This window comes from Clostridium massiliamazoniense (assembly GCF_001403635.1).
GTDB classification, from domain to species: Bacteria; Bacillota; Clostridia; order Clostridiales; family Clostridiaceae; genus Sarcina; species Sarcina massiliamazoniense.
Genome location: NZ_LN879467.1, coordinates 72,856 through 87,419, shown reverse-complemented (window position 1 = coordinate 87,419; position 14,564 = coordinate 72,856). Strand labels below are relative to the sequence as shown.

Genomic DNA, 14,564 nt, shown 5'->3' with positions numbered 1-14,564 from the left:
TACATTAATAAAGAAAAAAATTATTTTTCCTTATTATCCTTCTCTTTCTTCTTTAAATATGCATTAGATATAGTTGATACTATAATTACTATTGCTAAAATTATTAAAATAATAGTTGAAAATCCCATAGTAACCTTAAGAGCTTTGCTCTTCCTCCTTTGATTAAACTTTAGTAAAAATATGTTTTACTAACATAATTATATCAATAGGGATTAAATAAAAAAAGAACCATACCTTTCTTAAGAAAATCATTAAATTTTCTATTGATATGGTTCTTATGCAATAAAATTTAAACTATAGAGTCTAAACTTAAATATTATTCCTATATAACTAAATGTGATTTTAATTCATTCTCTACTTTAGCTTCTACTAACACTATAACATCTAATTCTTTTATTCCTGGTAATGTGTTATTTATTTTTAATCCCCTTACCTCATTTACTATACTAGTCATTTTTGTTTCTTCAGTGTTATATTCACCTTCTCCAAATTTTTTACCTGAATTTCTAAAATATGATAACTTGACTTTCATTTTACAAACCCCTCCTCATAAAATTTATAACTTTATTATACTATATCCTTCTTAATATTTATACATAATTTATTAATTATTATGCATTATTTATAATATTCATTTTTTATTAACTATTATAAAAATTAAATTTAATATTGAATCAAAAGCATTTAACTTTCAACAACTACTTATTATCACTATTTATAAATATACATAACTCTAAACTTAATTCAAATGAATTTTTAACTTTGGCTGAATTTTAATGATTGTTATCTAATGAAGAATATCTGTTTATCTCCAGCTTATAATAGACCTAAGTATTACAGATATTAGTTATCAGATAAATGTAAACTTACCTATTATTGTAAATAAAATCATTATATGTAATAATATCTTATATAACTTATGAAAGCTACTTTAACTACCTTAAGAAAAAATCTCAAATCTAATTTCAAGTAAATATAATAAAAAATAATCAAGGAGCTTTGCTAATGATAGAAAAAAAATTATTACTCTTACTACTTTTATATTCTTTTACTCTTGTAGGTTGCTCTACAAATAACTTAGAAAAAGACATAAGTAAAAAAAAATACCTCCACCATAGAAGTTGAAGAAAAGAAAAATGAATATGTAGATCTTTCTATAAATGCTATTGGTGATATGCTTGTTCATAATACAGTTTTTAATTCTATGAAAACTATAGATGGTTTTGATTTTCACCCAATGTTTGAAGATATAGCACCCTATATAAACAATGCTGATTTCACCATTGCAAATTTAGAAACAGTATTTGCTGGAGCTAATTCCAAGTATACTGGATATCCTATGTTTAATACTCCTGAACAACTTGGATATGCCATGAAAAATACTCTTGGAGTTGATTTAGTTAGTACAAATAACAATCACTCCCTAGATAGAGGAATCAATGGATTAAATAAGACTATTGATTATTTAAAAGATTATGACTTAGATTATATAGGAACCTCTCAATCTCAAGAAGATAGAGATAAGCCCTATATAAAAAATATAAAAGGTGCCAATGTAGGATTTGTAAGTTACACCTATGGAACTAATGGGAATATTATTCCAAAAGGAAAAGAATATGCTGTAAACTTAATAGCTAAGGAACAAATACTTAAAGATTGTAAAAAATTAGAGGAAGGTGGAGCTGAATTTATGGTTACACTTTTACACTGGGGTAATGAATATCAAAAAGAGCCTAGTAATGAACAAAAAGAGCTTGCTAAATGGATTTTTGAAAACACAAACTCTTCTTTGATAATAGGAAATCATCCCCATGTAGTCCAGCCTATTGAGGAAATGATTGTAACCAAAGATGGAAAAGAAAAAAAAGGTGTTGTAGCTTATGCGCTTGGTAACTTTACCGGAAACCAAAATAAAGAATTTTCTGATACAGGAATAATACTTAATGTGGATTTAAGAATAGACAAAGCAAATCCATTTTCCTCAGATGCTATAAAGACAGTTTCTTATATTCCAACCTATATAGATATTAATCCAATGTCTACAGGTAAGGGGTTTAGAACCATAAATGCTAATAAAGCAATTGCCGATTATGAAGCTGGAAATGACAAGTTTATTACTGAAAAAGAATACAATCTTATGAAAAAATATAAAAATAGCTATGCAAATATGATAAAGGAAAACAATGTTATTTTTGCTGAGAAATAATTTTTACAATATTTATGGTTAAATTCATATTATAAATTTTACTTTTTATATAACTATATTTTAAATAAAATTTATAAAAATTTCTTTAAAAGCAAAAAAGGTGATTGTCATCAAGTTTGGAACCTAATTCCACCTTGATACAATCACCTTTATCATTAATAAATAAAGTAATTTACTTAATTATTTTATTTAGAAACATTACCTACTACATTTAACACATCCCATGTTCTAGCAAAAGGAGGTGCATAACAAAGATCTAACATTCCAAGTTCTGCAGTTGTCATTTTATTATAAATAGCTGTTGCAAGGACATTTGTTCGTTGTACTGCATCTTTCTTACCAACAACTTGCCCTCCTAATAAAACCTTACTGTCCTTAGCATAAATAACTTTTACATAAATTTTTTCTTGACCTGGATAGTAATCTGTTTGGTTCATATCTGATATAAATTTAGTACTATAGTTTATTCCAAGTTTTTTTGCATCTTCTTCACTTAAACCAGTGCGTCCTGCTTCCATATCTAATACTTTGATACAACTTGAACCTAAAGCAGATTGATATACTGAATTTAAACCTCCAAGATTTTCACCAACAATTCTACCAAGTTTATTGGCATTTGTAGCTAATGGAATATAACTATTTTCTTGTAACATATGAGGAACTATAGCACAGTCTCCTGCTGCATAAATATCTTTAATAGAAGTTTCTCCTTTATTATCTATTATAATAGCTCCATTTTTACTCATTTCAATTCCTGTATTAGCAATGAACCCAGTATTAGGTCTAACACCAGTAGCTAGTACAACTATATGAGCATCAAAAGTTTTATCTCCTACTACAACACCTTCAACTTTTTCATTTCCCTTAAATTCTGTAACTGTTGAATTCATAGATAAATTTACATTATGATTTGAAAGTTCTTCTTCAAGAATGTCTGTTATTTCCTTATCAAATGCCACATCAAGGATTCTATCTCCTCTTTGGAAAACATGTACTTCTTTACCATATTGCTTGGCTGCTTCAACAAGTTCTAATCCTATAAAACCAGCTCCTATGATTACAACATTTTTTAATTCTGGATTTTCCATTGCTTTTTTTAGAGCTATTCCATCTTCCATACTATGAAGAGTAAATACATTTTCAAGTTCTACATTCTTAATTGGTGGAATCATTGGAGTCGCTCCAGTAGCTATCATTAACTTATCATAGTTATCACTAAATTCTTCACCAGTTAAAAGATTTTTAACTATCACTTTTTTTTCATTTACATCAATATTAACAACTTCATGTTGAGCTAATAATTCTATACCAGAAGCTATAATTTGTTCTTTAGTCCTAGCTATCATATTATTAGTACTTTCAAAAAAGTTTCCTACGAAATAAGGCAGACCACAGGCACCAAAAGATGCATAATCTCTCTTTTCATAAACAATTATTTCTGCCTCAGTATCAACTCTTCTTAACTTAGCTGCAGCAGTCATTCCTGCAGCAGTACCTCCAATTATTACTACACGCATTTTTTCATCCTCCATTTATATTTAATTACCTAACATCATATTAAGAATTTCAATATCGGTCTCTCTCATTCCAATTTTACCAAGTCTACCTATAGTTGTAATAGTATCCTCAACATCTTCTTTAACTAATCCACAACCATTCTCATATACTCTATCATTCATAGCTAAGTGATGAGCCATTATTGCAGCATCTAACCCTGAGGTTATTTTAGATGCACATGATGCTTTAGCTCCATCACATACCACCCCTGATATATTAGCTAAGGTATTTATAATAGTATTCTTTATTTGTATGAGAGAACCACCTTCTAAATAAGTTATAGCTGCACCACTAGCACAAGAAGCACTTATTGCACCACAGAATGCTGATAATCTACCAATGAACGTTTTTTGATGAATAGTTATTAAATCTGAAAAAACTAAAGCTCTATAAATTTTTTCTTCACTAAATCCTTTTTCTCTACCGTATACAATTACTGGTATAGAACATGCCATACCTTGATTTCCACTTCCAGAGTTTGTAACAACAGGAAGAGTACATCCACTCATACGTGCTTCAGAACCTGAAGCTGTATAAGCTTTTAATCTTGTAACAATATTATCTGGATAATTTTCTAACAGAATCTTACCAATCCCAAGTCCATATTTACCTGTTAACCCTTCATTAGCAATTGCCATATTATAGCTAACTTGCTTTTCAAGCAATGGTTTAATTTTTTCTATTTCTATGTTATCTGCAAATTCTTTTATATCTGCTACATTTAAAACACTTCTATCAGATAAAATCCCAAGATATTTACCTTCTTCTTCAATATTTTCAAATAATATGTCATTATTCTTAATTATTTTATAAATGTTATTATGACTATATTTTATCTCTACAGTAACTCTATCATTACCATTAAATACTGTAATTATGATATGCAGTAGAACATCACTTTTTAATAATTCAACTTTACAGTAATCCTTTATTTTAATAAGTTTATGAGCTCTTTCAACTGCTTTTTCAGTAACTTCATTTATTACTTCAAGTTCCTTTGATGCATCACCACCAGTTACTCCTAAAATAGCAGCCACTTCTATGCCAACTAAATTACCTGAGTTAGGAATAGTAACACTTTTAACATTTTTTACTATATTTCCACTGCATTGTACAAGCATCTTCTCTGGCTCTTTTCCTAGTACTTCTCTAGCCTTTGCTGCTGCATAAGCTATAGCTATAGGTTCTGTGCATCCCATAACTGGAATCAGTTCTTCACTTAATATCTTTATATATTCTTTTTCTCTATTTAGCATAAAAAATTCCCCTCTAATTGTCTAAAATACCTCTATTCTTGAGTTTCTAATTGCTTCTTAGGATTCATATTTCTAAAGTATTCCATATCAACTTCTCCTAATGTTTTATCAACTATCATAGCATTAGTTAAAGCACCAGTAACATTGATTAATGTTCTGCCCATATCTATTATTGGATCAATAGCAAGTATTGGACTAACTAAAGGAAAAGAAGAAGCCATGCCAACCCCTGATAAGGCAACTGATGCAGCCATAGTAGCTGTTCCTGGAATTCCTGCAATACCAAGTGAACCTAATGTCACAACTATAACAGCCATTCCTATGAAAGTCAAATCGATTTGCATCCCCGTTACATTAGCAACAAATACTAATAATAAAGCAGGGAATATACCAGCACATCCTTGCATACCAGCTGTTGTACCAAAACCAGCAACAAAACTAGCTGTTCCATCATTAACACCCATTTTATCTACTAAAGTCTCAATAGTAACTGGTAAACAGCCAACACTTGAACGAGATGTAAATGCTAAAACCATTACAGAAATTCCTTTCTTTAAGTATATTATCGGATTATAGCCAAATAAAGATATAGCTATCAACTGAATAACAAACATTATTACTACAGATGTATATAAAGCAATTATAAATATACCAACATCTAAAATGCTAGAAATACCTCTTTGTGCTATTGTATTAGCTAATAAAGGAATAACAGCATAAGGCATATACTTTATAATAGTCATAGCTACGCTCATAATAATTTTATGTAGAGCATTAACCATATCAAAGAAAGGTTTTACAACCTCATAGTATTTTTTCTTCATTCTATTAGCTCCAAGTCCAAAGAATACAGAAAAAATTACTAAAGCTATAATATTAACATTTACCATAGCTTCAGTAGGATTAGCTGGTAATAACCCTCTTAATGTATCAACAACTGTTTTTACTTCTTTAATTTCAGAAGTTCCACCTGAAACATTCATACCACTACCAACATTAAATAATATACCAACAGTAAGACCAACAATAACTGCAATAACAACCATTACCATGGTTACAATAATAGAATTTCTAGTAAGTTTACCTATATTACTACCTTCTTTCATGTTTATAATAACATGAACAATAGACACCATTACTAAAGGAACTACAAGCATTTTAATTAAGTCAATAAATCCATTACCTATTAAGCTGTACCATTTAGTTGTTTCACTAACAAATGTAATTTTCATTGGATCACTGGCAAATCCAGATGCAATTTGAATTAGTACACCTAATATTAATCCAATCCCCGTACCAATAAGCATTCTCTTAGAAAAATCGACTTTTTTCTTTTGAAACTTGTTCATTACAGTAAATAATAATACCAATATACCTAAGAATAAAATTGTTTTGAGTTCACTAATCATTAGAAACTCCTTAAAAAATACATTGTCCATAAAATCCCCCTATTTCTACATTTTATTTTATTCAATTCCAATTATAACATAATATGTAATATATGTATACCTTTTCAATAAAATTTTCTCAAGCTTTGTAATATTAAAATATAGAATTAGTACTTTTTCCATTTTTCCTTATTCTTTAAATTAATTTTACCTATAAATTGTTGCATAATTTAAAAAGTAAATATTACTTTTATCATGCCAACTAAAAAAGAAGATGTATCAGAATTATAGATACATCTCTCCTATATTTAAAATTACTATATAATAAAATAAAGCTTAATGGAAAATAATAAATCTTCAATGTTTATTTCAACCTTACCACCTTGCAATTCCATAATAGACTTTACTATGTTAAGACCTAAGCCACTTCCCTGTGTAGTCCTAGATTCATCTCCTCGTTTAAATCTTTCTAATAGTTCCTCTTCTTTTAAAGTTATTCTCTCTTTAGATATGTTCTTTATATTAACTTTAAAATCTTAATATTTAATTTATTAATATCTTAATTTTTTCTTAATTTTAGATTTGCATTTACATATACAAAAATAAAAGACCACACCAAAGCATAACTAAATAACAATTTAGTCTTTGATATAGCCCTAATTATTTGACTTACTTCCTTACAAATAAAATTCCTACTCCTGATTTTCCAGTATGTGAACCTATAGTTGCACCTATTTGCATACTTTCTATTTTGCAATCAAAATTAAACTCCCTTAGTCTATTTTCCATCATTTCCTTTAATTCAAAGTCTGAACCATAACATATTATAATTGGATATTCTTCATTAACTTCAAAGGCATTTAATCTTTTAAGAAGAAATCTCATAGCAGATTTAGTTCCTTTAACCTTCTTTAATATATTAACTTTACCATCATCAATAGTTATAATTGGTTTTATATTTAATGCCTCTCCTGCAAGGGCTTTTATACCAGATATTTTCCCACTTCTCTCCAATATTTCTATATCATTTATCATTACTGAATAATCTAATTTATCCTTTAAAACTTCTAAATGATCTCTAATATCTCTAAGTGAAAGTCCCTCATTAACTAATTTCACAGCTTCCTTTACTAATAATCCTTGCCCAAAGGCTGCTGTTTTCGAATCAACTAAACATATTTTTTTAACATTTAAACCATCAGTAGCTTTTTCAGCATATGAATATGTATTACTTAAATTTGATGATAAGCCTATATAAAGTATTTCATTTCCTAAATCTAATTCCCTCTTAAATACAGATTGGAAATCACAAAGTTCTAGATTAGATGTCTTAGGAAGAGCATTTTTATTATCTATTAAATCATAAAATTTTTCTGGCTTTAGATCTATAATATCTTTGTAGCTAACCCCATTTATCTCTACGGTTAATGGTAATAAAATTATATTATTTTCCTTTATATAATCAATCTCTAAATCACAAGCACTGTCTGTAATAATAACAATATTCCCCATTTTTAGTCCCCCTCAAAATTTTATCTAAATAATTATCTAATGCATTATTGCCACCTAACCTAATTCTACCATAGTATTATATTCCATTAATTAAACTTATTGTTAATTGTAGATTAACAATATATTCTATAGCCTAAAGTTTCATCAAAATTCAATAAATTTATTAGAAAAAACCTCTTTTAGTTCTCTTTTTCTTTTCCTTGCTTTTATCCTTTAAGAGTTCACTCATCCTTCCATATAATTTATTGTAACGCTCTTCTAAACCCTTCATTTCAATTAATTTTTCCTTTAATTTATTTATTTCCATATCCTTTTTTATTAACAGTTCATTTTTTAAATTTAACATTGATTCAGCATGTTCTTTTTCTAACTTCAATATTTCTATTTCTTTGTGTAAGTATATTATTTCATTATTTTTAATATCTTCTATTTCCTTAATTCTTGTTATATTTTCTATATACATTTCCTCTTTAGAGGCATTATCTAAAATGTACTTAATACCTTCATCTTTTATATAAACAGTTCCATCACTAATATAGATATATTTTTTAAAATCTTTATCTTTTATTCTTTTAAATATAGATTTTTCACTAACTCCTAGTTCTCTACTAACTTCATCAATTTTATAGCCCATAAGAATACCCCTTCGAATCTTTTTAATATTAAATTCTTTATTGCATATAAAAAAACCTTTATTCTATTAAAAATTTTAACCAAAATTTACAATTTATTTTAAATATAAAATAAAAAGAACGCATAAAAAATTTTCCTTGAAATTTCAATGCATTCTTTTTACATCTTATTCTTTTATAAAATCTCTTAATTTAAAACTACCAGCTGTGAAAAAGCAAATAGTTATTATTATAACTATTAAAGAGCTTAATATTATATCCTTACTATTTAATATATTACCAAACCAATAAAAAGGACTTATCATAGCTATTTTATTTATAACTACAGAAATCTCTATACCAATCATATTAGCTACAACTGGTATAATTCCTAATATAAAACTAACTAATCCATATAACACTATAATTTCTACAGCTCCTTTTTCTTTTAACCATCTAGTTCCTACAATTGCTACTGATGTAGAAAATAAATTATTTAAAATTAAAACTAAAAATATATTTGACATTATCAAAACATCTAATTTTAAAATAGCACTTATAATAAATAATATTAAACAAGATGATATAAATTGTAAAATAAATATAGCTAAAAACATTGAACCTATTATTTCATAATTCTTATTTGGCGTTCCAATAACCCTTTTCAAAATTTTATTTTCTCGTAGTTTAAGAAAATCCATAACTATATTGGTATTTGATAATATAATAAAATAACATATCATCATAATATTTATAACAGTTATAAACTTATCTGCCTCTTCATTTATTATAAGTCCTACTGTTTCTATTGGATTAACTTCCTTTAAGCCTATATTTTTATTTATGAAATTATTTATTATTGAACTTACCTTAAAATTGCCATCTTCATTACCTATTAATTGATCTATATTAGGACTCTTCTTCTCATTTAATGCTTCTTCAAATCCCTTTTCTATTTTATAAGCAAAATCTATCTCACTATTCTCAACCTTTTTTATTATAGCTTTTTCATCCTCTACAATTACATTATATCCTTTAAAGTCATCTATTAATTCTTTGCTCTTTTCACTTTTGTCATTATCAATTATATATAAAGCTTCTTTCTCAATACTTTCTCCATTTAATTGTTTTTGATTAATCAAGGACATAGCTGTTACTAAAATTACTGGAATAATAAACAACATACCTATTACCCCTAAGTTTTTTAAATACCTCTTTATATTAATCCAAGTTAATAATAGTATTTTCATTTTTATTCTCCTTTCTCCACTTATAAATAAATGTTATTCCATAAAATAACAAAGCTAATCCTAATATAATACTTATATAAGTTACTGAATTTGAAAAATTATCATATTTATCAATATCAATAAATATTTTCCCTATATATTCAGTTAAAGAAAGTGAACTTAACCAATCTATTTTTTCCATAAATATTCCTCCAAAAAATAAAGGTGCCATAAAAATAAAATAAATAAAAGGTATTCTAATATTCTTCGGAACAATATCAATTAAAAACAGTATTATAGCTCCCACAAAACTAGCTCCTATAGCTGAAGAAATTATAATATTTAGAACTGATCCAGTAAATGCTACATTTATAATTCTAAAAATAAAGCAATATAATAAAATACACATCAAGGCATATAAAGTATAAAATACATAATCATAGGCTAATATTTTTGTTCTTTTATTGGGAGTACCTTCTACTCTCTCTAAAATAGATTGAATCTTTTTATTTGAAAATAAGTTTACAAAAGAATATATTATTATAGAACATAATAAGCTAACTAAATTAGCAGGATTATTTCCTTTTATATTCTTATAATTATTCCTGCTTATTGTTTTATCTTTTATATGATTAAGCCCATTAGTTTTTATAGAATTTTCATAAATCATATTATGATAATTATCTATTATTTTCTTTGCTTTTGCCCCGTCTCCCTTAGCTCCTATATTTTCTTTAATTTCTAACTTAACTTCCTCATTTTTTAATTCTTCTATGACTTTTCCATATCCTTTTTTTATTGTTATATTAATAGTTGGATTATTGTCTTCAATAAAAATATTTTTTAAATCATCATTTTTTAAAAAGGCTACTAATTTTTTTGAATAATCACTATTGTCATTATCCTCTATTTTATATTTAATTTCTTTAACCTTTACAGGTTGTTTTTCCATAAATCCATGAAAAATATATGCTATTCCCCAAAGAACTATAGGTACTATAACTATATATAAAATATTAAGCTGAAAATTACTAATATATCGCTTAAATTGTGTTTTTAAATAAATAAACAATTAACATTTCCCCCTTACTTATCTCTTAAAGAGTTCCCTGTTAAATTTAAAAATACATCTTCTAATTTAACTTCCTCATAGGAAATTTGCTCTATAACTTCATTATTTTTTTCTAAAACCTCTATAAGTTTTCCTAAAACAAACTCCTTACTAACTGTTAATATTAATTGGTTATTTATATTTTCAATATTTTTTATTGTAGAAATTTTATTTAAGCTCATTAAACTTTCAACTTTTATATTTTGTACCTTAAGCTTTATCCTCTTACTTTTCATTAATAGTCCCTTTATTTCTTCCTTTGTACCAGAAGCAACTTCTTTGCCCAAATCCATAATAAATATTTTGCTACAAAGCTCTTCTATCTCCTCCATATAATGAGATGTATATAAGATAGTTACTTTCTTTTCTTTATTTACTTTTTTTATAAAATCAAATATATAATTTCTTGATTGGGGATCTATTCCTACAGTAGGCTCATCCATAATTAAAATCTTAGGATTATGCATAATAGCAGCTGCAATATTAAGCCTTCTTTTCATACCACCTGAAAATTTCTTTACCTTTTCTTTTTTTCTTTCTGAAAGTCCTACAATTTCTAAGGCTTCATTTACTCTTTCCTTTAAAACTCTGCCTTTAAGTCCATAAAGTGCTCCAAAAAACTCTAAATTATCATAGGCATTTAACTCTTCTATTAAAGCTACTTCCTGTGGTACAATACCAATTACCGATTTAGCTTTTATAGAATCCTTATCAATATCATACCCATCTACAGTTATTTTTCCCTTTTCTTTTTCTAGTATGGTGCTTATTATATTTATAAGTGTAGATTTTCCAGCACCATTAGGACCTATAAATCCAAATATCTCTCCTTCCTCCACTTCAAAAGAAATATTATCTAAAACTATTTTATCCTTAAATCTTTTTGTTACATTTTTAATTTTAATTATTGCCATAAAAAAACACCTCCAAAAGCTTATAATCCTATCTTAATCTAAGCTTTGAAGGTATTCTATAACTTAAAGTAATTACCTGAAGTGACTTAAGTCACTTTTTAAGTCACTATTCCATTTTTAAAAGCAAATATTGCTATTTGTGTTCTATCCCTAAGTTGTAATTTAGATAATATATTGGTTATATTATTTTTTATTGTCCCTTCTGATAAATATAATTTCTCTGCTATTTCTTTATTACTATAACCCTTTGCAATTTCCTCAATTATTCTAACTTCTCTTTCCTGTAACAAAAAACTATTTTCATCAAAATTCCTTTTATTAATCCCTTCTAACATCTTACTAGCTATCTTAGGATTAACAACAATATTTCCACTATATGCACTTTTTATTCCGTTATATATAAGATCATGGGAACTATCTTTAAGTAAGTACCCAGATGCACCATAACCTAATGCCTCATGAATATACTCATTGTCCTCAAAGGTTGTCAAAATTAAAACCCTTATGTCATGAAAATACTCCTTTAACAACTTAGTCCCTTGAACTCCATTACATTTATCCATCCTGACATCCATAAGTACAACATCAACCTCATTGTCTTTACAAAACTCTAAAGCTTCGTATCCATTAGATGCAAGACCTACAACTTCAATATCATCATAGGTTGAAAGTATTATTTTAAGTCCCTCTCTAATTAATTTTTCATCATCAACAATTAATAATTTCAAAAAAATCTCCCCTTAATTACATTCATAATTACGATTAATGGATAATTTTATTTTAAAGCCACTTCCCTTTGAAGTAGAAATTTCTAATTCTCCATTTATTTCTCTCACTCTTTCCTCTATGCCTTTTAATCCTACTCCATTATAAATAACCTCATCACAACCCAATCCGTTATCTTCAATTAAAAGCACCAATCCTTCATCTGAAAAATTCATAATAACTCTTATCTCTGTAGCCTTTCCATGCTTTAAAGAATTGCTTAAAGCTTCTTGTATTATTCTATAAATAACATTGCTTAGTTTATAATTTAATAACCATCTATTTTTTGATATTCTATATATAATTTTTATATCTGTCATCTTTTCAAAATTCTTTAAAAGCTCCTCTATCTTGAATATAACTTCAACTTCATTATATTTATCTGGCTTTAATTCTTTTATAGCTTTTCTTACATCATCAAGACTATCTTTTACAAATTCTCTTAGATTACAAGCAATATTTTCAATAGCACTTTTTTCTTTGTTAGCTATCCTTTCAATAGCACTTAATTGTATCATTGTAGTAGAGAGTGCATGTCCTACATTATCATGAATTTCCCTGGAAATTCTATTTCTCTCTTTTAAAATAGCTAACTCCTCTATAGAACTTGCATAATTCTCCAAATTCCTATTGGCTATTCTAAGCTCCCTCTCTGTTACTCTTAATTTATCATAAAGAAATTGGGCACTTAACTTCCTTTCATTTTCCTTATGTAAATATAACATAATCATAACTATTAAAGAAAGAAAGGCACTATTATTTAATATACTAGAAAAACCCTCTTTAAAAGAAATTAAAGTATTAAAAATAAAAGCTAAAATTAAAAGGATTATTGAATTCCTAGATTCTAATACAACGAACCAATCTATTACTACTGGTAATAAATATAAAACAATAGTTCCACAAAAAAATATGCTAATGTAACTAGCTATTCCAATTTCTAAAATTATAGAAAAAAGACTCTGTTTTTCACTTAAATAAAAAAGTCGCAATTGATTATTTACCACAAAGAAAGCAATAAATATAATTGAAATAGCACTGACAGTTGAGCTTTTAAATAAAATTTCCATAGCTATAAAAATTAGCATTAAATATCTAATTATAATAAATTCCTTCTCTTTTTTCATATCCTACAAATATCCTCGCTCCTCAACCCTTATATTAAATTTAATACTATAATACCATATAATATTACTTATATTTCTTAATATGTTAATCTTTTATAAATAACTTTAATTTTTACACATAAATTTAATAATTAATAATCTTTTAAATATTTTATTTATCTATTTAATTTATTATTTTATATGATAAAATTTACTTATAAGTAAAATTATACAAATAAGTTTTAAAAGAGGTTTTTATGAAAGAAAATAAATGTCCATACTGCAACAAAATCTTAACTTATGATAAAGATTACTGTAATGAATACTGTAAGGATAAATATATAAAATTCACTGACTATACTGAAAAATACTCTAAATTATTTATAGGAGTTATTATATTGGTTTGCATATTAACATTTTTATGTGCTTTAATCTCTATTCCAAGTAAAGCTTTAGGAGAAAAAATTCTTTCTATCACTTTTATATTTTTTGGAATAATGATTGTTATATTTCCTTTTTCTACTCCTGAAACATTTAAATATTTAGGTGTACAAAAATCCACCATATTAGTTCGTATTTTAGGATTTATCGTTTTTCTTTTTGGATTTTTCTTATAATAATAAATTCTAATTTCAAAATTACCCCATGTTAAAACGTATACAAGAAGTATATAAATAGTATTTATTATATCTATAGTACTTCAACATTCCTTACTAGACACTAACAGAGAAAGGAACTATATCATAATACAATTTGATATTATATCATTTAAATATGAAGAAAAGACTGTACTCAAATGTAGAATTTAATTCCACTTTTGAGACAGTCTTATTTATCTTTATATTCCACTCTTAATATATTTCGTACTACACATAAATGCATTATGTGGTTTTTAAATAAAATTTAAAT

14 protein-coding genes are annotated in these 14,564 nt (G+C 26.4%); 2 read left to right on the top strand and 12 right to left on the bottom strand.

The features are described 5' to 3' along the window. Positions 1-322: 322 nt before the first annotated feature. Positions 323-532, bottom strand: coding sequence for a hypothetical protein (locus ARA19_RS04370; protein ID WP_055069748.1), 210 nt, complete (start codon positions 530-532; stop codon positions 323-325). 582 nt (positions 533-1,114) lie between these two features. On the opposite strand from ARA19_RS04370, the gene ARA19_RS04365 reads away from it, so the two are divergent. Beyond that, positions 1,115-2,206 carry a CapA family protein gene (locus tag ARA19_RS04365; RefSeq protein ID WP_341382000.1) on the top strand — a complete coding sequence of 364 codons (1,092 nt, stop codon included), beginning with the start codon at positions 1,115-1,117 and terminating at the stop codon, positions 2,204-2,206. Between the two features lie 185 nt (positions 2,207-2,391). Here ARA19_RS04365 and ARA19_RS04360 read toward each other — a convergent pair whose 3' ends face one another. From ARA19_RS04360 to ARA19_RS04315, 11 genes are all read right to left on the bottom strand, one after another. Further along, entirely contained in the window at positions 2,392-3,723 is a 1,332-nt protein-coding gene (locus ARA19_RS04360) for a CoA-disulfide reductase (RefSeq protein WP_055069746.1), read from the bottom strand. A 21-nt stretch (positions 3,724-3,744) separates the two neighbouring features. Further along, positions 3,745-5,019, bottom strand: coding sequence for an L-cysteine desulfidase family protein (locus tag ARA19_RS04355; protein ID WP_055069745.1), 1,275 nt, complete (start codon positions 5,017-5,019; stop codon positions 3,745-3,747). A 32-nt stretch (positions 5,020-5,051) separates the two neighbouring features. After that, positions 5,052-6,458, bottom strand: a complete 1,407-nt coding sequence (locus ARA19_RS04350; RefSeq protein ID WP_055069744.1) for a cation:dicarboxylate symporter family transporter — start codon at positions 6,456-6,458, stop codon at positions 5,052-5,054. Positions 6,459-6,724: 266 nt separating this feature from the next. Next, the gene (locus ARA19_RS17055) at positions 6,725-6,928 is read right to left on the bottom strand and encodes an ATP-binding protein (protein WP_084764319.1); all 204 of its coding nucleotides are present in this window, start codon (positions 6,926-6,928) and stop codon (positions 6,725-6,727) included. A gap of 148 nt (positions 6,929-7,076) precedes the next feature. Next, positions 7,077-7,919 (bottom strand): DegV family protein, encoded by an 843-nt coding sequence (locus tag ARA19_RS04345; protein WP_055069743.1) that lies wholly within the window; start codon positions 7,917-7,919, stop codon positions 7,077-7,079. A 163-nt stretch (positions 7,920-8,082) separates the two neighbouring features. Continuing rightward, positions 8,083-8,553, bottom strand: coding sequence for a helix-turn-helix transcriptional regulator (locus ARA19_RS04340; protein ID WP_055069742.1), 471 nt, complete (start codon positions 8,551-8,553; stop codon positions 8,083-8,085). Between the two features lie 165 nt (positions 8,554-8,718). Continuing rightward, positions 8,719-9,780 (bottom strand): ABC transporter permease, encoded by a 1,062-nt coding sequence (locus tag ARA19_RS04335; protein ID WP_055069741.1) that lies wholly within the window; start codon positions 9,778-9,780, stop codon positions 8,719-8,721. Next, on the bottom strand, positions 9,752-10,831 hold the full coding sequence (locus ARA19_RS04330) for an ABC transporter permease (protein WP_055069740.1): 1,080 nt from the start codon (positions 10,829-10,831) through the stop codon (positions 9,752-9,754). Before ARA19_RS04330 ends, ARA19_RS04335 begins: the two co-directional genes overlap by 29 nt. Before the next feature lie 14 nt (positions 10,832-10,845). Beyond that, on the bottom strand, positions 10,846-11,784 hold the full coding sequence (locus ARA19_RS04325) for an ABC transporter ATP-binding protein (protein WP_055069739.1): 939 nt from the start codon (positions 11,782-11,784) through the stop codon (positions 10,846-10,848). A gap of 98 nt (positions 11,785-11,882) precedes the next feature. Beyond that, positions 11,883-12,518 carry a response regulator transcription factor gene (locus ARA19_RS04320; protein ID WP_055069738.1) on the bottom strand — a complete coding sequence of 212 codons (636 nt, stop codon included), beginning with the start codon at positions 12,516-12,518 and terminating at the stop codon, positions 11,883-11,885. Between the two features lie 6 nt (positions 12,519-12,524). Continuing rightward, positions 12,525-13,676 (bottom strand): sensor histidine kinase, encoded by a 1,152-nt coding sequence (locus ARA19_RS04315; protein WP_055069737.1) that lies wholly within the window; start codon positions 13,674-13,676, stop codon positions 12,525-12,527. A gap of 236 nt (positions 13,677-13,912) precedes the next feature. Here ARA19_RS04315 and ARA19_RS17435 point away from each other — a divergent pair, with 236 nt between their 5' ends. Further along, complete coding sequence (locus ARA19_RS17435; RefSeq protein ID WP_147574358.1) at positions 13,913-14,272, top strand: hypothetical protein; 360 nt, start codon at positions 13,913-13,915, stop codon at positions 14,270-14,272. The last annotated feature ends 292 nt before the right edge of the window (positions 14,273-14,564 follow it).